Origin of the sequence: Kibdelosporangium phytohabitans (assembly GCF_001302585.1) — a bacterium.
Lineage (GTDB): Bacteria > Actinomycetota > Actinomycetes > Mycobacteriales > Pseudonocardiaceae > Kibdelosporangium > Kibdelosporangium phytohabitans.
Genome location: NZ_CP012752.1, coordinates 1395720 through 1418891 on the forward strand (window position 1 = coordinate 1395720; position 23172 = coordinate 1418891).

Consider the following 23172-nt stretch of genomic DNA (forward strand, 5'->3'; position numbering starts at 1 on the left):
TCCCTGTCGCTGAGACGTTTCAGCCGTTGTACGGAACCGCCTTGATCAAGGTGACTTTCTGGGACGCGCCGCTGGGCAGCTCGTACTCGCGGGTCTCGCCTTCCTTCGCGCCGAGCAGGGCGCGGCCGAGCGGTGATTCGGGGGAGAACACGTCGAGGTCGCCCTCGGCACCTTCCTCGCGGGTGGCGAGCAGGAACTGCTCGGTGTCGTCGTCGCCGTCGTAGCGGATCGTGAGCACCTTGCCCGGCTCGGCCAGACCGTCGTTCGCGGGCGCCTCGCCCACCTTGGCGTTGCGCAGCAACTCCTGCAGGTGGCGGATGCGCGCCTCGGCTTGCCCCTGCTCCTCTCTTGCCGCGTGGTAGCCACCGTTCTCCTTGAGGTCGCCCTCTTCCCGGCTGGCGTTGATCTTCGCGGCGATGACCGGGCGGTTCTCGATCGCCTCGTCAAGCTCCTGCTTGAGGCGGTTATAGGCTTCCTGCGTCAGCCAGGTCACCTTGCTATCGCTCACGGTCACCAACTCCTCGTCTTGCTCCCGGATCCCGCGGATGCGGGTCGGTGTGCTCCGGTACCCGCGGTCCCGGAACGTCAAAACACGGCCCGCCAGGGGCCGTGCCGGTATAAGAGGATAACACGATCAGTAGTGATCATGTTCCCGAAATGTCCGATTTACCGCCTTCCGGCTTAGGTTTCACTCCGTTGGCGGCGCCTCCGTGGACAGGTAGGGCGGCACCTGGTACGAGCACCCGTACACGTCGGCGGTGACGGGCTCGCCGGAGCTCTTGATCACAGTGGAAAGAGTACTCTCACCTGCTGGAACGAGCACTTCCTTGCGTCCGCCCTCCGAGCCGTCCCGCACTCTCGCGCGCACGACGCACACCGCGGCTTTGCCGGGTTCGTCACGCGTGACGGTGAAAGTGATCTTCACCGAGTCCGGTCCGGCTGGGCTGAACGCCGTACGCTCCGCGTCGATGGGCGAGTTGCCGAGGTTGCTGTAAGCGACGAACGTGATCCCGCCTGCCAGTAACAGCCCGGCGCCGGTCAGTGCCCATCGCCGCGGCCGGCTCATCGGCGCGCGGCCACGCGAGCCGTAGCGGCCGTCCGGCAAGGTGACGCGGCTCTCCAAAACGGGGTCTCCCGACAACTGGACTCGCACCCACGGGAACAATGTGGGTCGCGTACTTGTCGAGTATCCGTGGGGGCCTGGGGCGCTGGCACGCGGGGTACAGGAGAGAGGAACCCATGGCTGAGAAGCTGCGTTTGATGGCGGTACACGCACACCCTGACGACGAGTCGAGCAAGGGTGCCGCGACCATGGCCAAGTACGTGGCTGAAGGGCACGAGGTCATGGTGGTCACGCTCACCGGCGGTGAGCGGGGCAGCATCCTCAACCCGGCCCTGGACCGGCCGGAAGTCCTGGACAACATGACCGAGCTCAGGCGTGCCGAGATGGCCGAGGCCGCGCGCATCCTGGGCATCCGGCACCGCTGGCTCGGCTACGTCGACTCCGGCCTGCCGGAGGGCGACCCCCTGCCGCCGCTGCCGGAGGGCTGCTTCGCGCTGGTCCCGACCGAGGAGGCGGCGGCGAAGCTGGTCGAGGTCGTGCGCGAGTTCCGGCCGCACGTGATCGTCACCTACGACGAGAACGGCGGCTACCCGCACCCCGACCACATCAAGTGCCACGAGGTCTCGGTGGTGGCGTTCGACGCGGCAGGCGACCCGGACCGGTTCCCCGAGGCGGGCGAGCCGTGGACGCCGCTGAAGCTCTACTACTCGCACGGCTTCTCCCGCAAACGCCTGCAGACGATGCACGACGCGATGCTCGCCCGTGGCATGGAGTCGCCCTACGAGGAGTGGCTGAAGAAGTGGACCGACGACAAGGGTGACAACGCCGACCGCATCACCAGCAGGGTCGAGTGCGGGGAGTACTTCCACATCAGGGACGATGCGTTGCGGGCGCACGCGACCCAGATCGATCCCGACAGCCGCTGGTTCGCCATACCCTTGGACCTGCAGATCGAGATCTGGCCGTTCGAGGAGTACGAGCTGGCCCGCTCGCTGGTGGACACGACGCTGCCGGAGGACGACCTGTTCGCCGGCATCAACGAGAAGGTGACCGCATGACCTTCACGGCAATGGTGGCGCAGCCGCCACCCATGCCCGACGACCCGGGCGGCCGGGGTGAGGACTTCGGCAAGTCCTCACCGGTGGGGCTGCTCGTACTGCTGGTGTTCCTGGTGGCGGTGGTGTTCCTGGCCCGCTCCATGAGCAAGCACCTCAAGCGCGTCCCGGCCAGCTTCGACAAGCCGGAAGAAGAAAAGCCCGCCGACGCCTCCTCGTGAGTGGTTGGTCCGGTTCTAACCGGACCAACCACTCACGAGGGTTCACAGGCGAGGGTCGACGGGCTCGGACTCCAGCGCGAGCACAGCGAAGACGCACTCGTGCACCCGCCACAACGGCTCACCGCGCGCCACGCGGTCCAGCGCTTCCAGGCCGAGCGCGTACTCCCGTCCGGCCAGCGACCGCTTACGGCCCAGGTTGCGCTGCTTGAGGCGCTTGAGGTGCCGCGGCTCGGTGTAGTCCGGGCCGTAGATGATCCGCAGGTACTCCCGGCCACGCACCTTCATGCCCGGCTGCACCAGGCCGCGCGGGCCGCGGACGAGGTTCGCGGCCGGTTTGACCACCATTCCCTCGCCACCCGAGCCGGTCATCTCCTCCCACCATGCCGTCGCGGCTGCCACCGAGCTCTCGTCGGTGGCGTCCACGAACAGGCGCTTGGTCGTGGTGAACAGCGACGGATCCGCGGCCACCAGCCGGTCGGCGACGTCCAGGTGCCACGAGTGCGGTTCGTGCGCGTACGAACGGCCCTCGCCTGCCAGCACCTGGAACGGTGCCAGGGTGACGCCGTCCAGGCCGTCCGTGGGCCAGCAGTACCGCCGGTACGCCGCCCGGTAGCCGTCCGCGTTCGCCGCACGTGACCGGGTCGTCGCCAGCAACTCCCCGACGCCGACACCACGTGAGTCTGCTTTGGACAGTTCGGTCAGCGCCGCGGTCAGAGCGGCCGACGAGGCCGCGCCGACCGGCGCGTACTGCTGCGTGATCAGGCCACCTGCCTTGGCGCTCCACGGCATCAGCTCGGCGTCAAGCAACAGCCAGTCGGTGTTCAGCTCCTCCCACAGCCCGGCGCAAGCCGCCCGTACCCGCTCAAGCAACTGCTCGGTCAGCTCCGGCGCGAAGAACGCCCGGCCGGTGCGCGTGTAGATCGCGCCGCCACCGTCGATCCCGAACCTCGCCGCACCGGAATCCCGGCACACAAGGACAACGGCACGCGAACCCATGTGCTTCTCCTCGCACACCACGCTTTGCACGCCGTCAGCGCGGTACGCGTCGAAGGCTTCACGCGGGTGTTCGAGCACGTCGTCCAGTGCCGAGGTCGCGACCGGGCTCATCGTCGGCGGCAGGTACAGCAGCCAGCGCGGGTCGACCGCGAACCGGCTCATCACCTCCAGCGCCGCCGCTGCCTGCTCCGGGCGGACCGAGACGCGACCGTGGTGCGTCGTCTCCACGACGCGCCGCCCTGTCACGTCACCGAGGTCGAGTACATCCGGGTCACGGCGGGCCACCGCGGGCGGCGGCAGTTCGTCCGGCGGCAGCAAGGGCCTGACCGGCTCGTACCAGACCTTGTGCGCCGCGACCGAGACGATCTCCTTCTCCGGGTAGCGCAACGCGGTCAGCCGCCCGCCGAACACGCAGCCGGTGTCCAGGCACATGGTCCCGTTGATCCACTCAGCGGTCGGGGTCGGCGTGTGTCCATACAGGACCATCGCGCGACCGCGGTAGTCATTCGCCCACGGGTAACGCACGGGCAGGCCGTACTCGTCGGTCTCGCCGGTCGAATCGCCGTACAGGGCGAAGCCGCGGACCTTGCTCGACGCGCGGCCGTGGTAGTGCTCCGGCAGACCGGCGTGCGAGACCACGAGGTTGCCGTTGTCCAGCACGTAGTGCGCGATCAGGCCGCCGCAGAACGCCTCGACGCGCTTGCGGAACTCCTCCGTCTCCGCGCCCAGCTGCTCAAGCGACTCCGCCAGGCCGTGCGAGACGCGGACGTTGCGGCCACGCAAAGCCCTGGTCAGCTTCTGCTCGTGGTTGCCGCAGACGCAGAACGCGCTCCCGGCGTCGATCATGCCCATCACGAGCCGCAGCACCCCCGGGGTGTCCGGGCCGCGGTCGACGAGGTCGCCGACGAACACCGCACGGCGCCCCTCCGGGTGCACGGCACCGGCCGAACGGCCCTCGGTGTCCCGGGACAGCACGTACCCGAGCTTCTCGAGCAGCTCCTCCAACTCCGCGCGGCAGCCGTGCACGTCACCGATCACGTCGAACGGCCCGGTCTCCCAGCGCTTGTCGTTGAGCAGCGGCTCGACCTCGATCCCGGCCGCGTCGGCCTCCTCGGGCGTGCGCAGAACGTACACCCGTTTGAAGCCCTCCTTCTCCAGCGACCGGATCGACTTGCGCAGCTCGTTGCGGTGCCTGCGGATCACGTGCGCACCGAAGTCGCGGTCCGCGCGAGCGGCGTTGCGCTCGACGCACAGCGCCTCGGGCATGTCGAGCACGATCGCGACCGGCAGGACGTTGTGCTTCTTGGCCAATCCGATGAGCTGGCCACGCGGCGTGCGCTGCACGTTGGTCGCGTCGATCACGGTCACGAGACCCGCGGCCATCCGCTTCTCGGCGACGAAGTGCAGCGCCTCGAACGCCGGGCCCGACGCGGCCTGGTCGTTCTCGTCGTCGGCGACTAGGCCGCGGAAGAAGTCGCTCGACAGCACCTGCGTCGGCTTGAAGTGCTTGTGCGCGAACGTGGACTTGCCCGAGCCGGACGCGCCGACGAGCACGACCAGCGCCATGTCTGGAATGGACAGGTTCATCGGGTCACCTCGAACACGGCAAGCTGGGTCGGCGGGCCCACTTCGGGGTCGTCCTGGCCGACGGGCAGGTAGCGGACACGGTAGTCGTGGCGTTCGGCGACGCCTTCGGCCCACGCGCGGAACTGCGCGCGCGTCCATTCGAAACGGTGGTCGGTGTGCCGCATCCTGCCCGCAGGCAGCGTCGGGAACCGGACGTTGTACTCGACGTTCGGCGTGGTGACCACGACCGTCGCCGGGCGTGCGGCGCCGAAAACACTGCGCTCCAACGCGGGCAGCCTCGGCTCGTCGAGGTGCTCGATGACCTCCATCAGCACCGCCGCGTCGTAACCAGCCAACGACTGGTCCACATAGGTCAACGCGGACTGGCGCAGCGTGAGCCGGTCGCGCACGCGTTCCGGGGTCCGCTCGAAGCGGCGAGCGGCGACCTCCAGCGCGCGCGAAGACACGTCCACGCCGACGATCTCGGTGAACGAGGTTTCCTTCAGCAGGTCCGTCAGCAGCGCGCCACCACCGCAGCCCAGGTCGAGGACCCGTTTCGCGCCAGCGGCTTTCAGTACCGCGACCACGCTGCCCCTGCGCTGGGTGGCGAGCGGGACCGGGCGGTCCGGCTCCTCGGCGACAACCGGCTCGTCGAGCGCGTTGTCCAGCGCGTCCTCGTCGGTCTCCTCGGCCTCGGCGAGCCTGCTCAACGCGAACCGTACGTACGCCTTGCGGTGCTTGAGGTAGCGGCGGCTGATCAGCTCGCGTGACGGGTGGTCGGCCAGCCAGCCCTCACCCGCGCGCAGCAGCTTGGTGACCTCCTCCTCGGTCACCCAGTAGTGCTTGGCGTTGTCCAGCACGGGCAACAGCACGTACAGGTGACGCAACGCGTCGGAAACCCGGTGGGTCCCGGACAGGCGCAGGTCGACGTACGGCGAATCGCCCCACTCGGGGAACTGCGGGTCGAGCGGCGCGGTACGGGCGTCGACATCCCAGCCCAGCGGCTCGAACAGCTGCGCGACCAGGTCGGCACCGCCGCGCGACGGCACCGCGGGGACGTGGATCCGAAGCGGGATGGCCGTGTCGGCGAGCTCCTGGTGCGACTTGGCGACGCCGTTCATCGCGGTCTTGAACACCGTGCTCAACGCGACCGCCAGCATCGACCCGGCCGCGTACGGCCGGTCGTTGACGTACTGGTTCAGCGTGAAAGCCCGGTCGTGCCTGCCGCGGACGAGCTCGACCGGATCGATGTCCAGCAGCAGCGCCGCCGTGCACTCGTCTTGGCCGGCCGTGGGGTAGAACACGTGTGCCATGCCTGCCGCGACGGGGAAGGATTGAGCCTTGCCGGGGTGCTTGTGCAGCAGGTAGCCGAGATCCGTGGCGGGCCGGTGTGTCGTGGTCAAGGTCAGTAGCACCGCGTGAGTGTCCCGCATCCGCCGTCACCGTTCACCTTGTTTGCCGAACTAGGGTGAGGGCATGGCGAATCGACTGGCTCAGGCCACCAGCCCGTACCTGCTGCAGCACGCCGGCAACCCGGTCGACTGGTGGCCGTGGGGCCCGGAGGCGTTCGCGGAGGCGGAGCGGCGGGACGTACCGGTGTTGCTGTCGATCGGCTATGCCGCGTGCCACTGGTGTCACGTGATGGCGCACGAGTCCTTCGAGGATGCCATCACGGCCGCGTTGATGAACGAGCACTTCGTGAACGTCAAAGTGGACCGCGAGGAGCGGCCGGACGTCGACGCCGTCTACATGACCGCGACGCAGGCGATGACCGGGCAGGGCGGCTGGCCGATGACCTGCTTCCTGACGCCGTCCGGCGAGCCGTTCCACTGCGGCACGTACTACCCGCCGACGCCGCACGGCGGCATGCCGTCGTTCAAGCAGCTGCTCGCCGCGGTCGTTGAGGCGTGGCAGGATCGCTCGGACGAGGTCCGCGAGGCCGCGAGCAAGCTCGTGGCCTCGCTGGCCAAGCACTCCGCCGCGCTGCCCGCGTCCCCTGTGGACACCACGGTGCTCGACGGCGCTGTCGCGTCACTGCTCGGCGACTTCGACCGGCGCAACGGCGGATTCGGTGGCGCGCCGAAATTCCCGCCGTCCATGGTGCTGGAGTTCCTGACCAGGAACCACGAACGCACCGGATCGGTCGAAGCTCTGTCCATGGTGGAGGCAACGGCGGACGCGATGGCGGGCGGCGGTCTCTACGACCAGCTCGCCGGCGGCTTCGCCCGCTACAGCGTCGATCCGTCGTGGGTCGTGCCGCACTTCGAGAAGATGTTGTACGACAACGCTTTGCTGCTCGGCTTGTACACCCACCTGGCCCGGCTGACCGGCAGCCCGACCTACCGGCGCGTCGCGGTCGAGACCGCGCGTTTCCTGATCAGGGACCTCGGTACGCCTGAAGGCGGGTTCGCGTCGTCGCTGGACGCCGACACCGACGGCGTCGAAGGCCTGACGTACGTCTGGACGCCGGTCCAGTTCGCCGAAGTACTCGGTGACGACGCCGAATGGGCGGCGGACCTGTTCGCCGTGACCGAGGAAGGCACGTTCGAGCACGGCACCTCCACGCTCCAGCTGCTGCGGGACCCGGACGACCTCGACCGTTTCGAAAGCGTGCGGTCACGTCTGTCGGCAGTACGTGCGCAGCGGTCGCAGCCCGGCCGTGATGACAAGGTGGTGGCGGCGTGGAACGGTCTCGCGATCACGGCGTTGGCGCAGGCGGGCGTGTATTTCGAGCAGCCGGAACTGGTGTCGGCTGCCGGCCGTGCGGCGGACCTGCTGCTCGACCTGCACGTGGTGGACGGCAAGTTGCGGCGCACGTCGCGTAACGGCCACGTGGGCGAGTCCGCAGGTGTGCTTGAGGACTACGCGTGCCTCGCCGACGGCCTGCTCGCGCTGCACCAGGCAATGGGGGAGCAGCGCCGGCTCGACGCGGCGGTCTCACTGCTGGACAGCGCGTTGGAACGGTTCGTGGACCCGGACAACCCCGGTGCCTTCTTCGACACGGCCGACGACGCCGAGGTGCTGGTCCACCGGCCCGCGGACCCGTCTGACAACGCCAGCCCGTCGGGCGCTTCGGCGTTGGCTTCCGCCCTGCTCACCGCGTCGGCCCTGGTGGGGCATGACCGTGCCACGGTCTACCGCGAGGCCACTGAACAGGCCGTTTCCCGTGCGGGTCTGCTCGCCGAGCGCGCACCGCGGTTCGCCGGGCACTGGCTCGGCGTGGCTGAGGCGATGGCGCACGGACCGGTCCAGGTAGCCGTCGTGGGCGACAGCCCGGAACTGCTCGCAGCGGCCGTCCGCAAGGCGCACGGCGGGGCGATCGTGCTGGCGGGGGAGCCTGACTCGTCGCCGCTGCTGACCGACCGTCCGTTGGTCGACGGTCAGCCTGCCGCCTACGTGTGCCGCGGATATGTCTGCGACCGCCCTGTGACGACGGTCGACGAGCTGGTCACGTCTCTCAGCTGAGCTCCGCTCACAGAGAACGCCCTGGTCGGGACGGAGATGCACGCGTAGCTTGAGTAGTGATGTAATGATGTAATCAAGGAGCTGCGCATGTTTGGAGTACGACACATGGGACGTGGTGGCTGGCACGGACGCGGCGGGTTCAAGGGCCGCGGCGGGTGGCAACAGTCGGACCTGCCGTCGGCTGACGACGCGGCTGCCTGGTTCGCCGGGCGGCTGCCGGACGGCTGGTTCACCGAGCCGCCGACGGTGTCCGTGGACAGGGAAGAAATCATCATCATCGGCACGCTGCCTGCCGTGGAAGGCGAGTTCGAGGACGACGCGGCGAAGGCGGCGGCGGAATCGGGCCGGATCAGCCGGTTCCGCGAGGAGACAAGGGACGAGCGGATCGACATAGCCCGCCAGGCCGAACACCGCTACGGCCGCAAGGTGGCGTGGGGAGCGAAGACCGGCTCGACGGAAGAACTGTTCACCACGCTGTCCGCGCCGGTGATGACCAGGCTGCGCCAGCCGGAACGGCTGATCCTGGACACCCTCGTCGACGCGGGCGTGGCCAGGTCCCGCTCGGAAGCCCTGGCGTGGGCGGTGCGCCTGGTCGGCGAGCACGCCGACACCTGGCTGGCCGAACTGAGGGACGCGATGTCCAAGGTGGACGACCTGAGGGCGAAAGGCCCGGAGTTCGACTCCTGAAGCAGGAGAAGTCCGTCCGGCCGCACACGCGGCCGGACGGACAGGGCTCACCGGACAGAAAACGCGGGGTCGGTGACCAACGCCAGCAACTGTTCGTCGGTCAGCGGATGACGCGCACGCCGCACACTGTCGCTGTTGTACTTCTGTGCCAAGGCATATGACACTCCGCGGTCGTTGTCGATGGCGACGACGACGCCGTCGAGCCGGTAGTGCAGCGCCGAGCGGCGCTGCGAGTCATCCGACCCGTCGCCGTTGAGACCGCCGACGAAAAGTCTGCTGCCGTCCGGCCTGATGGACGGCGTCCCACACTTCAAGCAGCCGTCGCTGAAGACCGTGCGTCGCAACACGACCGGGCCGTAGATGTTCACCGAGACCGACGCGGGCCCGGCCGAGTCGGCGAAGTGCACCTCGAAAAGAATCGAGTCGGTGCCGTCGAGCTGCATGGCGGTGGCGATGGTGACATCCCGGGCCTCCGGCAGCAACCGCGACAGAACCTCGAGCAGGTGAGCCCGGCCGCGAGCGATCTGCGTGCCCAGATCAGGCGCGTCAGCCTTGGCCGTCGGCACAGCCGGAGCGGTCGTCCGCACAGCAGGGGAGATCGGCATACTCGAACCGCTGTTGCCGTAAACCAATGTGGCCACCACAGCACCAACAACAACCAGCGCCGCCGCGCCACTCGCCCCAACCCGCCGCCGCGATCGCAGGCGCTTGGCCGCCCGGTCAGCCACCTCGTCAGGGTCGAACCCCAACTCGGGCTCAGCCAGCGCGAGCCCACGCAGGCCGCCCAGTAGCTCGTCGTCGTTCATCTTCTACAAACCCCCTTCGGCCATCTGAAGCTCAGCCACGATCTCCCGCAACCTGTCCAAGCCGCGAGAGGTCAGGCTCTTGACGTTCCCCTCGGAACAACGCAGAACCGAAGCGACATCGAAGATCGACAGGTCCTGGCAGTAGCGCAAGGCGACAGCGGCCCGCTGCCGAGCGGGCAACTGAGCCAAAGCGGAAACAAGAACGTCGGAAACACCGGAAACCGGATCGGAATGCGGAAGCTCAGGCACAACGCCATCCCGGTTCTCCCTGCGACGCCAAGGCTTGCGCTGCTCATCGAGCCACGAGTTCAGCAAGACCCGACGGGCATAGTTGTCGACGACAGCGCTGTCCCGCAGCCGCGCCCACACCCCGTAAAGCTTGATGAGAGTGGTCTGCGCAAGGTCCTCAGCCAGATGCCAATCACCACACAGCAGATACGCCGTCCGCCGCAGCGACAGCGCCCGGCTACGCGCGAACTCCCGAAACCGAGCATCGTCTTTCGACCTCATGTACCTACCTACGAACGACCAGGCCCAGCAGGTTGCCATACCAAAGACGAAGCGCCACCAGCACGTGGTGACAGCCTCAACGGGTACGTCGCCAACCAGAGCGCGACGTAGCGATCACCGGCTGGCTCTTGTGATCTTCGCCCTTGCGCGTCCTCTGAGCTGCGGTTTCACCTCTTGGCGTCTCTCGCCGATTCTCGGGCCTTGATCTTGGTCCTTCGCGGCTTGGCCGGCGCGAACGTGTGGTTGAGTTCGTAGCGGTTCAGATGACGAGCTGTCCAGTCACCGCGGCGTCCTCGACTTGCCCGGTCCTTGCTCGACCCTTCCCCAATTGCGCGTCAGCACCGGGCTGCCGCCGGGGGTGAACGCGGGACACGCGAATCAGCCGTCGTGGGGTGAGCACGTCGACAAGTTGCGGCGGGCTGGTGATGGGTGAGGACATCTGGCCGATGCACAAGCCGCGGTCGTTTCCCGGCAAGCAGCTGCCGTGGGACGCGATCCTCGATGCCATCGTGTCGGCAGTTCAGAACAGCCTCTGACGGATACCTGGACAGTTTGTCCGGGGTGGTCGACTTGTTCGCGGGTTTCCTCGGTGGACACGCACCCGATCGGGGTGCCGCCAAGGAACCGGAGGCGCGTTATGTGGCTGAGGTGCAGCAGCCCTCGCCCGGCGTTCGTCCACTCGTCGCGGGATGCGACGACGTGGGACTTGCCGTGCAGATCCCAGCTCGTGTCGACGGGCTCGTGGGCGGCTGCGGTGCAACGTGGCGGTGATCGAAGCGATGACGGACCTCCAAGACGAGCCGAGCTCCGGCTCCGCGCATGGACGAGTTCACGAGCACATTGCGGAGGAAGGCATGAAGGGATCGTTCACACCGAACGCTGACGGCCTGGTGCTGGCCAGGCAGCTTCGCCAGTTGCGCGAGAACACGGGACTGACAGTCGGTGAGCAGCTCGGCGGGTCGGCGCGCAAGGCGCACCGGATCGATTACGGGCAGCTGCCGTGGCCGGATGAGCTGGGTATGTACAAGGTGCCTGGTGCCACACAGGCTGTGCCGCGGGACACGTGGGGGTGGCAGCCGCGCCCGACTCACGCAAGCAGAACGGCGAGGGCGCAGTCGCAACTTCCTGATTGGACTCTCGAAACGCACGGCGGTCGTGCCTGGAAGCAGGTCGGGCACGCGGCAACTTTGTCCAATTTGGTCAAAAAGTCTGCATTGCCTGGAAGGCCCAGCGGCGCCGATCAGCAAGACGAGCAGAACGACGAAGGCCGTCACCAGGAAGACTGACGGCCTGGTGACGGCCTGGGCGCGAGATCAAGGTGGGTAAATCCGCAGCTACGGGTACATGGCGAGCCAGATCGCGATGTAGTGGCAGATCGCGGCGAGGATCGTGGCGGCGTGGAAGAACTCGTGGTGGCCGAAGTGACCGGGCCACGGGTTGGGCCACTTCGTGGCGTAGAACACCGCGCCGACCGTGTACAGCAGGCCGCCGGCCAGGATCAGCACCAGTGCCGCTGTGCCCGCGTAGGCGAGCAGGTCGGGCAGGACGAAGACCGCCACCCAGCCGAGCGCGATGTAGATCGGCGTTCCCAGCCAGCGTGGGGCGTGCGGCCAGATCAGTTTCAGCGCCACGCCACCCAGCGCGCCGCCCCAGACCACTGCCAGGACGATGAGGCCCGTGTCGCGGGGCATCGCCAACAGGGAGAACGGGGTGTAGGTGCCTGCGATGAAGATGAAGATCATCGAGTGGTCGAGGCGTTTCATCCACGCCCTGGTCCGCTCGCTCTCCCACCAAGTCCGGTGGTAGAGGGCGCTCACGCCGAACAGGCCGAGCACCGTGGCACCGTAAATCGATGTCGCGAGGGCGGCCGTGCTCGATACCGTCGACGCCGCGAGCGAGATGAGTACGGCGCCTGTGGCTATCGAGACGAAGAATGACCAGAAGTGGAGCTTGCCCCGCATGCTCGGCTTGTCGGCAGGTGTTGGCCGTTCGAGTGTCGCTGCGGTCACGAGTCGCAAGGCTACGGGACGATAACGGCGCGCCATAGCCCCCGTCCTCATTCCACAGAGACTTCACAGGTTTACGCTGCGCTACAACGAATGCGTCCGTCACATAGCCGCTGCCCCCTGCCGGGCGATCGTTCTCAGGTGCGCCCCATTACCCTGGTTCGTCGTGGGTCGACGGAGTTGGATCAGAAGGCGTGTCGCTGATGTCGTGTACCGCCTCTACGAGGCGCGACTGACACAGCAGGTGAACGGCCTCGAACGACGCCCGAGGCACATCGGCGTCATGCTGGACGGCAACCGCCGGTGGGCGCGGGCCGCCGGGTTCTCCGACGTCGCCGACGGCCACCGCGAGGGCGCGGCCCGGATCGCGCGGCTGCTCGAGTGGTGCCAGGAATCCGGCATCGAGGTCGTCACGCTGTGGCTGCTGTCCACCGACAACCTCAACCGTCCCGACTCCGAGCTTGGGCCCTTACTTGGCATCATCGAGGACGTCGTCGACGAGCTCGCCGAGCCGGAGATGCCCTGGCAGCTGCGGATCCTCGGTGCGCTGGACTACCTGCCGTCGGAGACGGCGCACCGGCTGACGGATGCCGCAGCCCGTACGAAGAACAAGACCGGTTTGAAGGTGAACGCCGCGGTCGGTTACGGCGGCCGCCAGGAGATCGCTGACGCTGTCCGCAAGCTGCTGCTCAAGCACGCCGAGCGGGGCACCAGCATCGAGGAACTGGCCGACGTGCTCGACGTCGACCACATCGCCGAGCACCTCTACACCTCCGGCCAGCCCGACCCCGACCTGGTCATCCGTACTTCCGGTGAGCAGCGGATGTCCGGTTTCCTGCTCTGGCAGTCCGCGCACTCGGAGATGTGGTTCTGCGAGGCCTACTGGCCCGACTTCCGGCGGACCGACTTCCTGCGCGCGCTGCGCGACTACGCGCTGCGCCACCGCCGCTTCGGCAACTAGTGGCTCGTCTCGGAACGTCGCTGGGCCGTCGAGAAGGCTTGTCAACGTTTCGAGACGGGCCACCAGGTAGGCCTGACACAGCGAAGTACCGGGAGCATGCCCTACTCCCGGCACTTCGGGCTTCTTGACGAGGTCAGTCGTCGATGCCACCGGATGCGCAGCTCCCGACGCCGACCGGGGAGATGATCGGGATGGCGAGGGCCTGGGTACCGCAGACGCCCACGTTCAGGACGGCGTTGATGTCCTTGGCGATGTCGATGCCCTGGAGGTTCAGCAGACCGATCTGCGGGGCCGCGTGGTCCTCGATGACCGAGTCGGCGAAGGCTGGTCCGCCCAACGTCAGCAATCCGGCGGTCGCCGCGACGACAACAGCAAGTTTCCTCATTTTCGCACTCTCCTAAGTTTCGGGAAGACACTCAGTGGCGAACAGGATGGGTTAGCTGCCCACTACGATCAAACTACAACTGGCGATCCGTATCGGGGATGCCTTTACCACTATCGTGTGATGCTGTTTTTTGTCGAAACACAAAGCGAGCGGGAGCGCCGGAATCGTGTTCCGGCGCTCCCGCTCGCTGGTCAGGCCGACGACGAATTCGTCAGTCGTCGATGCCGCCTTCGACGCACTCCGGCACGAAGATCGGGGAGAGCACCGGGATGGCGAGGGCCTGGGTTCCGCACACGCCCGCGTTCACGGCGGCGTTGATGTCCTTGGCGACGTCGATGCCCTGGAGGTTCACCAGGCCGACCTGCGGGGCCGCGTGGTCCTCGAACAGCACGTCGTTGTCGGCGAACGCGGGGCCGCCCAGCATCAGCAGGCCAGCTGCCGCTGCGGTGACAACAGCGAGTTTCTTCATTTCGTACTCCTAGATCCGGGGCAATACTCGAACGGGAACAGGCGTGAACTCAAACAACTGCCAACAGGGAGAGCTCGCCGTTCATTGCGAAGAACTTACAACTGGTGACCCAGGTTTGCCCGATCGGTTCCACTATCGTGTGACAGTGTTGTTGAAAGTATTGCCCGTTCCGGTGACGTCGAAATTCGTCGCCGCACTGTGAGTGACCCGGCTGGCGCGCCTCTCGCCTGGGAAAACTGGATATCCTCGACGTTCTCGAAGTTCCTGCGTCGATTACGCACGGTTGACTTCGTCACCCGGAAGGGGTGCGGGGATCGGAAAGGCGCACAACACTCCCAGGGGTTCCGGAAAAGAGCTCCGGAACCCCTGGGCGGTGATTTCGTAAATCTATTGGCATGACCTCGTCAGTCGTCGATGCCGCCGGACGCGCAGTTGCCGACACCAACCGGGGACAGCACCGGGATGGCAAGGGCCTGGGTTCCGCACACGCCGGCGTTCACGGCGGCGTTGATGTCCTTGGCGACGTCGATGCCCTGGAGGTTCACCAGGCCGACCTGCGGCCCGGCGTGCTCCTCGATGAGCACGTCGCCGTGGGGCCGGTGGTGACCGGGGCCACCCGAGCCCGGCTCACCCGCGAACGCCGGTCCACCGATCATCAGCAGTCCCGCCGCGACGGCGGCGATCAAACCAGCCTTCTTCACCACTTCACACTCCTCGTTCGGGGATTTACGAGAACAACCGAGAGTTCTTGACCCCCTCGTTCTCGGGGAAGAAGCTACTCGTGATCTTGGTCGGGCACAGGCTCAGTCCACGATTGTGTGACCCGATTTTTTCAAATATCCCCTGATCCGGTGTCGGCGCTTTTTCCGGAATTCGATGCACTGTCGTGACATCGGACGGTGTTTGCCCAGCTACGGACCGCAGCCGCAGGTGTGCTCGCGGTCCCGGGTGGCCGCCGGGACCGCCGATGATCAACTACTGATTGTGATCAGCATCGCCCGTGCGGGGGACGTGCGGAGAGTGGCCCGATCCGGCCCGATGATCCTCCGCAGTGCCTCTGAACTGCGCAGATAACCCTCCGAGGTGGTCGGGCTGGCCTGCTGATCATGTGTCCGGCCGATGACAAATTGGCGAATCACCTGTGTGGCAGCCTGCGCCACCCACCGAAACGCAGGTAGCTTTCGGAAGTGACGGGTCGTGCACATGCGATTCGTCCCGGGAGGCCCTGGTCGTGGCAGTGACGAGCACGAAGGGGCCGGCACCGGGCCCTCTTCGGCGAGGCGCCTGAACAGGTCGCAGTCGTCGAACCAGGGGCCAGGACCGGCCCAACGAGGAAAGCGGACGCCGTGCCGCGTTCGTCAGGGAGTTGCCGTGACCGCACCGCGTTCGGCCAGGCGTTCCGCCGGCCAAGGTTCTTCCCGCAGTTCCTCCCGCGGCGCCTCGCGTCGTACCACCCCCGCACGTCACGTCTACGTGCTGGACACCTCCGTACTGCTCTCGGACCCCTGGGCGCTGACCAGGTTCGCCGAGCACAGCGTGGTGCTCCCGCTCGTGGTGATCTCCGAACTGGAGGGAAAGCGGCACCACCCCGAACTGGGCTGGTTCGCCAGGACCGCCCTGCGCATGCTGGACGACCTGCGGCTGCGGCACGGCAGGCTGGACAAGCCGGTGCCGATCGGCGACGCCGACGGCACGCTGCACGTGGAGCTCAACCACTCGGACCCGTCGGTGCTGCCGGCCGGCTTCCGCACGGACTCCAACGACGCCAGGATCCTGGCGTGCGCGCTCAACCTGGCTGCCGAGGACGCCGGCCAGACCGTCACCCTGGTCACGAAGGACATCCCGCTGCGGGTCAAGGCCGCGGCGTGCGGCCTGACCGCGGACGAGTACCGCGCGCAGGAGGTCACGCCGTCCGGCTGGACGGGCATGGCCGATCTCGACGTGTCCCAGGACGTCGTGGACGCGTTGTTCGCGCAGAACGTCGTCGACCTGGCGGACCACGGCATCGACGAGGCCGCCGAGCTGCCCTGCAACACCGGGCTGCGGTTGCTGGCGGGCACGTCCAGCGCACTCGGCCGAGTCACGCAGGACAAGCAGGTCCGGCTGGTGCGCGGTGACCGCGAGGTCTTCGGCCTGCACGGCCGCTCGGCAGAGCAGCGGATCGCCCTCGACCTGCTGATGGATCCTGACGTCGGCATCGTGTCGCTCGGCGGCCGGGCGGGCACGGGCAAGTCGGCGCTGGCGCTGTGCGCGGGCCTGGAGTCGGTGCTGGAACGCGGCCTGCACCGCAAGGTGGTCGTGTTCCGCCCGGTCTACGCGGTCGGCGGGCAGGAACTGGGCTACCTGCCCGGTTCGGAGAGCGAGAAGATGCAGCCGTGGGCGCAGGCGGTCTTCGACACGCTCGGCGCTCTGGTCAGCCCGCCGGTGATCGAGGAGGTGCTCGACCGCGGCATGCTCGAGGTGCTGCCGTTGACCCACATCCGCGGCCGGTCGTTGCACGACGCGTTCGTCATCGTCGACGAGGCGCAGTCGCTGGAGCGCAACGTGCTGCTCACGGTGCTGTCCAGGCTGGGAACGGGCTCGCGCGTGGTCCTCACCCACGACGTCGCCCAGCGTGACAACCTGCGAGTCGGACGGCACGACGGCGTTGCCGCCGTGATCGAGAAGCTCAAGGGGCACCCGCTGTTCGCGCACGTCACGCTGACCCGGTCGGAGCGTTCGCCGATCGCGGCACTGGTCACCGAGATGCTGGAGGACTACCCCGGCTGAGCTGGTGTGCGGCCTGACCTGGAGGTCGCCGGGTCAGGCCTTGCCGGGGAGCAACGCACGGACCGCGTCGATGGTGTCGGCGTCGGCCGGGTCCTTGTCCGGGCGGTAGCGCAGCACTCGCGCGAACCGCAGCGCCACACCGCCCGGATAACGCGGGCTCACCTGGGCGCCGTCCAGTTCGATCTCCACGACGAACTCCGGCCGGACGTACACCACGTAGTCCTCCGTGCTGGACGCGATGGCCTGCAATTGCTTCGTCTGCCACGCGAGCAGTTCGTCCGTCATGCCCTTGAACGTCTTGCCGACCATGATCGGCGGGCCGCCGTCCGGGTCGCGCGCTCCCAGGTGCAAGTTGGACAGATAGCCCGTTCTCCTGCCGTGCCCCCATTCCGCCGCCAGCACGACGAGATCGAGGGTGTGCTCCGGCTTGACCTTCTGCCACGCCTTACCCCGGCGCCCGGCCGCGTACAACGAGTCAAGCGCCTTGACCATCACGCCTTCGTGCCCCGCCGCGAGCGAATCGGCCAGCAACTGGTCGGCGTCGCTCGTGCCGCCGGGGATGACGTGGTCGCCGACGGCCCGGCGCAACGCCTCGTTGCGTTCGCGCAGCGGCGTGTCGAGCAGGTCCACGCCGTCCAGGTGCAGGCAGTCGAAGAAGTACGGGCGCAGCAACAGTTCACGCTGGTTCGTCGCACCGAACCGGCTCATCGTCTCCTGGAACGGCCGGGGCTTCCCGTCGTCGCGCAACGCCAGCGTCTCCCCGTCGAGCACGACCGACCGGCACGGCAGAGCGAGCACGAGCTCGACCAGTTCCGGCACGCTCGCGGTGATCTCCCTGAGCGTTCTCGTGTAGACGTGGACCTCGTCGCCGTCCTTGTGCACCTGGATCCGCGCACCATCCATTTTGTACTCGACGATGACCTCGCCGAGTTCGGTGAGCGCCGCGTCGAGGCTTTCCGCCGGTGACGCCAGCATCGGCCGGACCGGCCTGCCCACCTCCAGCTTGAACGCGGCGAGCTCAGCCTCCCCACCGGCCAACGCGGCCACGGCCGTCACCGTCAACCGGCCGGAGAGCATGAACGCCCGCCGCACGGCCTCGCCGGGCACTTCGGCGGCCGAGGCGATCGCGTCCAGCATCACGCCCTCCAACGCGCCCTGCCGCAGCTCACCCGTCATCAACCTGCGCAGGAACTCCTGCTCGGCCGCTGTCGCGGCGCCGAACAGCTCGGTGAGCAGGTCGACGCGCTTCTGCGTCGAGCCCTTCCCCGAGGTCACGGACAGCTCCTGGAGGAGCTCGTCGGTGCGTTCCACCGTCAACCCCGGCTCGGTCACGGGCGGCACGTCCAGGTCGGAGAGCGTGCGCCAGCCCGCGCCGGTCCGGCCTTGCCGTGGCGCCCCGGCCAGGAACGCCACAGCGGGCTCGACCGCACCCGGCCCGGCGCCGGCGAGCAGCCCGGCCAGTGCCTTGACCTTGGCCAGGCGGGACCTGGTGGCCGCGACAGCGGCCGAGGTGGTGACGACGTCGGCGAGCAACATGGACCCATCGTGCACCCGGGGTCCGACAGTTTCCGATTGCCCTCGCTCCGCTCGGACGGGTTTTTGTCGCCGGAAGCCGGTCCCACCCGCGCGGAGGGTGGACAATCAACAAGGCTGCTCTCCTCACGCGGCAGGCGTCTTCGCTGCGACCTGCCGATCCGCTTGGGCTGGGGCGATGTCGGGCGTGTTGCGTGGCGCAATCGACCGGCGCGACAAAGCCACTCGGTCGTGAGACCACAATCAGACTTTGGTCGGAGTCTTGCGCTACCTACGGAGAATGGTCCGGGCCCTGCCCGGCGGGCATAGTTGCGGGTGTGAGTCACGCGATTGCCCACCGGCTTCAGCTGCGCCTGCGCCCGCCCGCCAACCAGGTCCACCCGAGGGCTGTGCTGTGGTGGACGCTGCAAGCCTCCATCCTGTGGGTCGTGCTGCTCATCGGCGGCGGGGTGGCGCTCTACTTCAGCAACGCTCCACTGTGGCTGGTCGTCGTGGAGGCCGCCGTCGCGGTCGTCGCGGTCGCCGACCTGATCCTCGAGCCCCGGCTGCAGTACCGGGCGCACCGGTGGGAGGTCACCGACCAGGCCGTCTACGTGCAGTTCGGCGTCATCGTCCGCGAATGGCGGATCGCCCCGCTTTCCCGGGTGCAGACCGTCGACAGCGAGCGCGGACCGTTGCAGCAGTGGCTGAAGCTGGCCACGGTCACCGTCACCACGGCGTCCGCGTCGGGTCCGGTGAAGATCAAGGGGCTCGGTCAGGACGAGGCCGCCGAACTGGTCGACCGGCTGACCGCCATCACGGAGGCGACGCCGGGAGACGCGACATGACCGCGGGCCTGACCACCGAACCGACCACGACGACCTGGCAGCAACTGGACCGCAAGACCGTCTTCGTCGCGCCGCTGATGCCGCTGCTGTCGGTGGTCGGCGCGGTGACGGTGATCGTGTTGTTCCGTGGCTGGGAGAAGGTCGGCTTCTGGGAGCCGGCGATCACAGGGGGTATCGCCGTAGCCCTGTTCGTCGGTACCGCGTGGCACTGGAAGACCACGCGTTACCGGGTCACCGACACGCACGTGGAGTTGCGCATCGGCCTGCTGGTGCGCAAACACCGGTCGCTGCCCAAGGACCGGGTCCGTGCCGTAGACATGTCGGCCAACGTGTTCCACCGGATGTTCGGGTTGAGCGTCGTCACGATCGGCACGGGACGCCACGTCTCGGACTCGGACGACGAGCTGAAGCTGGAAGCGGTGTCCGCGGGGGAGGCCGAAAGGCTGCGGACGCTGCTTCTGCACCGCGCCGAGACGCCGGTCCGGCAGCGGCAGCAGACGGGCACGCTGACCCGGTTCAGCCCGGCGTGGATGCGTTACGCGCCGCTGACCCTGTTCGGGCTCATCGCGGTGGCCGTGCTGATCGGCGGTCTGCTCCAGCTGGCCAGGACGATCGACCTCGACCTGTGGAAGACCGGTCCGATCCGGTCGCTGTTCCACTGGTACGAGACCACGCCGCTCGTGTTCTCGATCCTCGTGACGGGCGCGGTCGTGCTGATGCTGACGACGTTGCTGTCGGTGCTGCTGTACGCGGTCTTCTACTGGGGTTTCGAGCTGACCCGGCAGAACGGGACCCTGCGTGTCCAGTACGGACTCGTCAACAAGCGGTCGGTGTCCATTGAGGAGCAGCGGCTGCGCGGAGTCCGTGTCGACGAACCGCTTCTGGTCAGGGCGACCGGTGGCGCGAAGGTCAAAGCCGTCGCGACAGGCCTGAGCAAGAAGAAGGACGACGACGACAAGTTCGAGCTCGACGCCGACCTGTTGTTGCCGCAGGCGCCGAAGGAAGAGGCCCGCAAGGTCGCGGCGGCCGTGCTCGACACCTACCCGACGCCGACTGACACGGCCCTCGCCAAGCATCCGTTCGCCGCGGCGCGCCGTCTGGTCATGTGGCACGTGATCGGCGGTGCGGCCCCGGCGGTGGTCCTCGGTGTCCTGTCGGTTCTCGACCTCACGCCGTGGTGGATCGCGCAACTGCTGGTGATCCTGATCCCGATCGCCGCGTTGCTGGGTTACGGCGAGTACCGCGGCCTCGGGCACGCCGTCGAAGGTGACTACCTCGTGGTCCGGTGGGGTATCGCGCCGCGCTCGACGGTCGCGCTGCAACGCACCGGCGTGATCGGCTGGAAGGTCCGGCAGTCGTTCTTCCAGCGCCGGGCCCGCTTGATCAGCGTCACCGCCACGGTCGCCGCGGGCAGCGGCGAGTACACGATCCGGTACGCCGACCAGCAGGACGCGCTCGAAGCCGCCGGCACGGCCGTTCCCGGCCTGATGGAGCCGTTCCTCGCCAGGGACTGACAAGCACTCTTCCGGTTGCTCCTCGCGATTGGTTTGAACCGGGTTCGTTACCTGATCGTATCCATGAGTGAGGCGCAGGGGAGGACCAGAGGAGTGGTGTATGTCCCCGTTCGGAAACAACGGCAGGCACCGGAAGCGCGCGACCATCGGCGTGGCCGCTGTTCTCGGAGTCGCGGGTATCGCTGCCGCCGCGTTGGCGTTCACCGGCGGCAGCAGTGAAGCCGCCGAGTCATGCCAGGGGCTTGACACCGCCTTGCAGAACAACTTGAACTTCATCGCCGGTCAGCAGGCGAACCCGGACGCCCAGTCCGAGGCGCGGATCGCGAATCGGCAGGCGGTCGTCGACCTGATCCAGCAGCGCCGCAAGGCAGCGGGCTGCAACGGTGGCGTCGTCGCGCAACCGGTCAACACCGGCGGCTCCGGTGAGTCGTGTGCCGGGCTGGACAAGGCTTTGCAGAACAACTTGAGCTTCGTCGCCGGTCAGCGCGCCGATCCGGATGCCCAGTCGGAGGCGCGGATCGCGAATCGGCAGGCGGTCGTCGACCTGATCCAGCAACGCCGCAAAGCAGCAGGCTGCAACGGCGACGTCGGCGCGGGCGACCAGGGCGGCGGCAACGCGGGCGAGGCGCCCGAAGAGCCCGCCGGGAACGCGGGTGGCGGTGCAGTCGGTGACGTCGTCTGCCAGGGCTCCACTGTGACGCTGTCCGGCGAAGGCGGCGCGCCTGCCGCGTCCAGCAGCCAGTTCCCCGTCGGCACCCGGCTGCGAGTGACCAACTTGGACAACGACAAGTCCACCACGGTCGAGGTCACGTCGGTGTCCGGCAGTTGCGCGCTGTTGAACAACACTGCTTTCGAGCAGGTCCGTGAACCCGGCAAGTTCCTGATCCGGCGCGCCAAGATCGAGCGCGTCGGCTGAGACCCTCCACAGGGGGACCCTTCATGATCCCTGCTCATGAAGGGTTCATTCTCACCGCCTCCGCGAACTCGTCGACAGCGGCGCGGAGGCGGTCGGGTGTGAGCGTCGCGTAACCGACCACGAGGCCGGGGAAGGTTGGTTGTGCCGAGTAGTCGGCAAGTGCTCGCGCGTTCACGCCGCGGGCGGCGAGCGCCTGTGCCAGCAGGCGGTCGTCGACCCCGTCCGGCAGCCGGACGACCAGGTGCAGCCCGGCCGCGATACCGATCGGCCGCCAGTCGGGGAGCCTGCGCGCCAACGCTTCCAGGAGCGCGTCACGCCGCCGCCGGTACAGCGCTCGGGTCCGCCGCAGGTGCCGGTCGTACCCGCCGGACCGCAGCATCAACGCGAAAGCCGCCTGTGGCAAGGTCGCGCAGCCCATGTCGGTGATCCGCTTGCGGGCGATGACGTTGGCGCGTAACCGATCGGGGATCACGGCCCAGCCCAGCCGCAGCGCGGGCGCCAGCACTTTGCTGACACTGCCCTCGTAGATCACCCGCGACGGGTCAAGCGCTTGCATGGCACCGAGCGCGGGCCGGTCGTAGCGGTGCTCGGCGTCGTAGTCGTCCTCGATGATGTAACCGTCGACGTCGCGGGCCCACGCGAGCAAAGCCCTGCGGCGCTCCGGATGCAGCACGGTCCCCAGCGGAAACTGGTGTGCCGCCGTGACAAGCACAGCACGGCAGTCCGTTTTCGCCAGCTCCGACACGCGCAGGCCGTCGCAGTCGGCAGGCACCGCGACCGGCTCGAGTCCGTGCGCCGAAACGAGTTCCCGCTCGCCGGGATGGCACGGGTCCTCCAGTGCGACCTTCGTGTGCCCGGTCATCCGCAGCTGCTCGCAGACCAGCCGCAGCCCGTCGGCGGCGCCGTTGGTGATCACGATCTGGTCCGCTGTCACCGAAACCGCCCGCACCCGGCCCAGATAGCTCGCCAGTTCGGTGCGCAGCGGCGCGAAACCGGCCGGGTCGGGGTAGTCGAGGTCCTCGTCGGGCAAATCCGCGAGCGCGGCCCGTTGCGCCGCGATCCACTCGGCACGCGGAAAAGCCGACAACGCGGGCACGCCCGTACGCAGATCCAGCCGCCACTGCCGGTTCTTCTCCAGCGCGTCACACGTCTCGACAGCGCCGACGGTCGCGACCGTCGTGCCGGAGCCGTGCTTGGCCAGCAGATATCCCTCCGCGACGAGCTGGGTGTACGCGGCCGTGATCGTTCCGCGCGCGACACCGAGCTGCCCGGCCAGGTCACGGCTCGACGGCAGCCGGGCGCCGGGCTGCAGGCGCCCGTCCCTGATCGCGTCCCGCAGCGAGGACTCGATCGCCCGGCCGCGCTTGGGGCCGTCGGGCAGCAGGAGCTCGCGCAAAGTGGTCCAGTTCGCGGCCATGGAAGT

The 23172-nt window shown here is 68.0% G+C and carries 24 protein-coding genes; 12 read left to right on the top strand and 12 right to left on the bottom strand.

Features of this window, described 5'->3' with window-relative positions; all coding sequences use genetic code 11:
* Nucleotides 1-19: 19 nt before the first annotated feature.
* Together greA and AOZ06_RS06270 are read right to left on the bottom strand one after the other, a co-directional pair.
* The gene (gene greA, locus AOZ06_RS06265) at nucleotides 20-517 is read right to left on the bottom strand and encodes a transcription elongation factor GreA (protein WP_054296447.1); all 498 of its coding nucleotides are present in this window, start codon (nucleotides 515-517) and stop codon (nucleotides 20-22) included.
* Nucleotides 518-688: 171 nt separating this feature from the next.
* Nucleotides 689-1153 carry a DUF4307 domain-containing protein gene (locus AOZ06_RS06270; protein WP_236952105.1) on the bottom strand — a complete coding sequence of 155 codons (465 nt, stop codon included), beginning with the start codon at nucleotides 1151-1153 and terminating at the stop codon, nucleotides 689-691.
* Nucleotides 1154-1239: 86 nt separating this feature from the next.
* On the opposite strand from AOZ06_RS06270, the gene mca reads away from it, so the two are divergent.
* Both mca and AOZ06_RS06280 read left to right on the top strand, forming a co-directional pair.
* A complete protein-coding gene (gene mca / locus AOZ06_RS06275; RefSeq protein ID WP_054288557.1) occupies nucleotides 1240-2121 on the top strand; it encodes a mycothiol conjugate amidase Mca in 882 nt (293 codons plus the stop codon).
* On the top strand, nucleotides 2118-2339 hold the full coding sequence (locus tag AOZ06_RS06280; RefSeq protein ID WP_417999937.1) for a hypothetical protein: 222 nt from the start codon (nucleotides 2118-2120) through the stop codon (nucleotides 2337-2339). The genes mca and AOZ06_RS06280 overlap by 4 nt, the downstream gene beginning before the upstream one ends.
* Nucleotides 2340-2381: 42 nt before the next feature.
* Here AOZ06_RS06280 and AOZ06_RS06285 read toward each other — a convergent pair whose 3' ends face one another.
* Entirely contained in the window at nucleotides 2382-4922 is a 2541-nt protein-coding gene (locus AOZ06_RS06285) for a polynucleotide kinase-phosphatase (protein WP_054288558.1), read from the bottom strand.
* A complete protein-coding gene (locus AOZ06_RS06290) occupies nucleotides 4919-6316 on the bottom strand; it encodes a 3' terminal RNA ribose 2'-O-methyltransferase Hen1 (RefSeq protein WP_054296449.1) in 1398 nt (465 codons plus the stop codon). Before AOZ06_RS06290 ends, AOZ06_RS06285 begins: the two co-directional genes overlap by 4 nt.
* Before the next feature lie 61 nt (nucleotides 6317-6377).
* Here AOZ06_RS06290 and AOZ06_RS06295 point away from each other — a divergent pair, with 61 nt between their 5' ends.
* The gene (locus tag AOZ06_RS06295; protein ID WP_054288559.1) at nucleotides 6378-8366 is read left to right on the top strand and encodes a thioredoxin domain-containing protein; all 1989 of its coding nucleotides are present in this window, start codon (nucleotides 6378-6380) and stop codon (nucleotides 8364-8366) included.
* Between the two features lie 87 nt (nucleotides 8367-8453).
* Nucleotides 8454-9053: a hypothetical protein gene (locus AOZ06_RS06300; protein ID WP_417999938.1), complete on the top strand. Its 600-nt coding sequence runs from the start codon at nucleotides 8454-8456 to the stop codon at nucleotides 9051-9053.
* A gap of 47 nt (nucleotides 9054-9100) precedes the next feature.
* On the opposite strand, the gene AOZ06_RS06305 is transcribed toward AOZ06_RS06300, so the two are convergent.
* The gene (locus AOZ06_RS06305) at nucleotides 9101-9859 is read right to left on the bottom strand and encodes a hypothetical protein (RefSeq protein WP_054288561.1); all 759 of its coding nucleotides are present in this window, start codon (nucleotides 9857-9859) and stop codon (nucleotides 9101-9103) included.
* A 3-nt stretch (nucleotides 9860-9862) separates the two neighbouring features.
* Complete coding sequence (locus AOZ06_RS06310; protein ID WP_054296450.1) at nucleotides 9863-10369, bottom strand: SigE family RNA polymerase sigma factor; 507 nt, start codon at nucleotides 10367-10369, stop codon at nucleotides 9863-9865.
* 392 nt (nucleotides 10370-10761) lie between these two features.
* Here AOZ06_RS06310 and AOZ06_RS55935 point away from each other — a divergent pair, with 392 nt between their 5' ends.
* Genes AOZ06_RS55935 through AOZ06_RS06320 form a run of 3 tightly spaced genes read left to right on the top strand, consistent with a single transcriptional unit; the run spans nucleotide 10762 to nucleotide 11655 of the window.
* Entirely contained in the window at nucleotides 10762-10905 is a 144-nt protein-coding gene (locus AOZ06_RS55935; RefSeq protein ID WP_157232870.1) for a hypothetical protein, read from the top strand.
* Between the two features lie 25 nt (nucleotides 10906-10930).
* On the top strand, nucleotides 10931-11140 hold the full coding sequence (locus tag AOZ06_RS06315; protein ID WP_054288562.1) for a hypothetical protein: 210 nt from the start codon (nucleotides 10931-10933) through the stop codon (nucleotides 11138-11140).
* Nucleotides 11131-11655 (top strand): helix-turn-helix transcriptional regulator, encoded by a 525-nt coding sequence (locus AOZ06_RS06320; protein WP_054288563.1) that lies wholly within the window; start codon nucleotides 11131-11133, stop codon nucleotides 11653-11655. Before AOZ06_RS06315 ends, AOZ06_RS06320 begins: the two co-directional genes overlap by 10 nt.
* A 48-nt stretch (nucleotides 11656-11703) precedes the next feature.
* Here the strand turns inward: AOZ06_RS06320 and trhA are convergent, their stop codons facing one another.
* Nucleotides 11704-12330, bottom strand: coding sequence for a PAQR family membrane homeostasis protein TrhA (gene trhA / locus AOZ06_RS06325; RefSeq protein WP_054288564.1), 627 nt, complete (start codon nucleotides 12328-12330; stop codon nucleotides 11704-11706).
* A gap of 211 nt (nucleotides 12331-12541) precedes the next feature.
* Between trhA and AOZ06_RS06330 the strand changes: the two genes are divergently transcribed.
* Complete coding sequence (locus tag AOZ06_RS06330; RefSeq protein WP_417999939.1) at nucleotides 12542-13336, top strand: isoprenyl transferase; 795 nt, start codon at nucleotides 12542-12544, stop codon at nucleotides 13334-13336.
* A 133-nt stretch (nucleotides 13337-13469) separates the two neighbouring features.
* Here the strand turns inward: AOZ06_RS06330 and AOZ06_RS06335 are convergent, their stop codons facing one another.
* The 3 genes from AOZ06_RS06335 to AOZ06_RS06345 all read right to left on the bottom strand — a co-directional run bounded on the left by AOZ06_RS06335 (nucleotide 13470) and on the right by AOZ06_RS06345 (nucleotide 14894).
* Complete coding sequence (locus AOZ06_RS06335; protein WP_054288565.1) at nucleotides 13470-13721, bottom strand: hypothetical protein; 252 nt, start codon at nucleotides 13719-13721, stop codon at nucleotides 13470-13472.
* Nucleotides 13722-13932: 211 nt separating this feature from the next.
* The gene (locus AOZ06_RS06340) at nucleotides 13933-14190 is read right to left on the bottom strand and encodes a hypothetical protein (RefSeq protein ID WP_054288566.1); all 258 of its coding nucleotides are present in this window, start codon (nucleotides 14188-14190) and stop codon (nucleotides 13933-13935) included.
* A gap of 404 nt (nucleotides 14191-14594) precedes the next feature.
* Nucleotides 14595-14894 carry a hypothetical protein gene (locus tag AOZ06_RS06345; protein WP_054288567.1) on the bottom strand — a complete coding sequence of 100 codons (300 nt, stop codon included), beginning with the start codon at nucleotides 14892-14894 and terminating at the stop codon, nucleotides 14595-14597.
* 667 nt (nucleotides 14895-15561) lie between these two features.
* Between AOZ06_RS06345 and AOZ06_RS06350 the strand changes: the two genes are divergently transcribed.
* On the top strand, nucleotides 15562-16959 hold the full coding sequence (locus tag AOZ06_RS06350) for a PhoH family protein (protein WP_054288568.1): 1398 nt from the start codon (nucleotides 15562-15564) through the stop codon (nucleotides 16957-16959).
* A 33-nt stretch (nucleotides 16960-16992) separates the two neighbouring features.
* On the opposite strand, the gene AOZ06_RS06355 is transcribed toward AOZ06_RS06350, so the two are convergent.
* Nucleotides 16993-18495 carry an ATP-dependent DNA ligase gene (locus tag AOZ06_RS06355; RefSeq protein ID WP_054288569.1) on the bottom strand — a complete coding sequence of 501 codons (1503 nt, stop codon included), beginning with the start codon at nucleotides 18493-18495 and terminating at the stop codon, nucleotides 16993-16995.
* Between the two features lie 314 nt (nucleotides 18496-18809).
* On the opposite strand from AOZ06_RS06355, the gene AOZ06_RS06360 reads away from it, so the two are divergent.
* From AOZ06_RS06360 to AOZ06_RS06370, 3 genes are all read left to right on the top strand, one after another.
* On the top strand, nucleotides 18810-19319 hold the full coding sequence (locus AOZ06_RS06360) for a PH domain-containing protein (RefSeq protein ID WP_218921944.1): 510 nt from the start codon (nucleotides 18810-18812) through the stop codon (nucleotides 19317-19319).
* Nucleotides 19316-20833, top strand: coding sequence for a PH domain-containing protein (locus AOZ06_RS06365; RefSeq protein ID WP_054288570.1), 1518 nt, complete (start codon nucleotides 19316-19318; stop codon nucleotides 20831-20833). Before AOZ06_RS06360 ends, AOZ06_RS06365 begins: the two co-directional genes overlap by 4 nt.
* A gap of 178 nt (nucleotides 20834-21011) precedes the next feature.
* Nucleotides 21012-21749, top strand: a complete 738-nt coding sequence (locus tag AOZ06_RS06370; protein WP_417999963.1) for an RlpA-like double-psi beta-barrel domain-containing protein — start codon at nucleotides 21012-21014, stop codon at nucleotides 21747-21749.
* Between the two features lie 34 nt (nucleotides 21750-21783).
* Here the strand turns inward: AOZ06_RS06370 and pdxR are convergent, their stop codons facing one another.
* Nucleotides 21784-23166, bottom strand: a complete 1383-nt coding sequence (gene pdxR, locus AOZ06_RS06375; protein ID WP_054288572.1) for a MocR-like pyridoxine biosynthesis transcription factor PdxR — start codon at nucleotides 23164-23166, stop codon at nucleotides 21784-21786.
* Nucleotides 23167-23172: the final 6 nt, after the last annotated feature.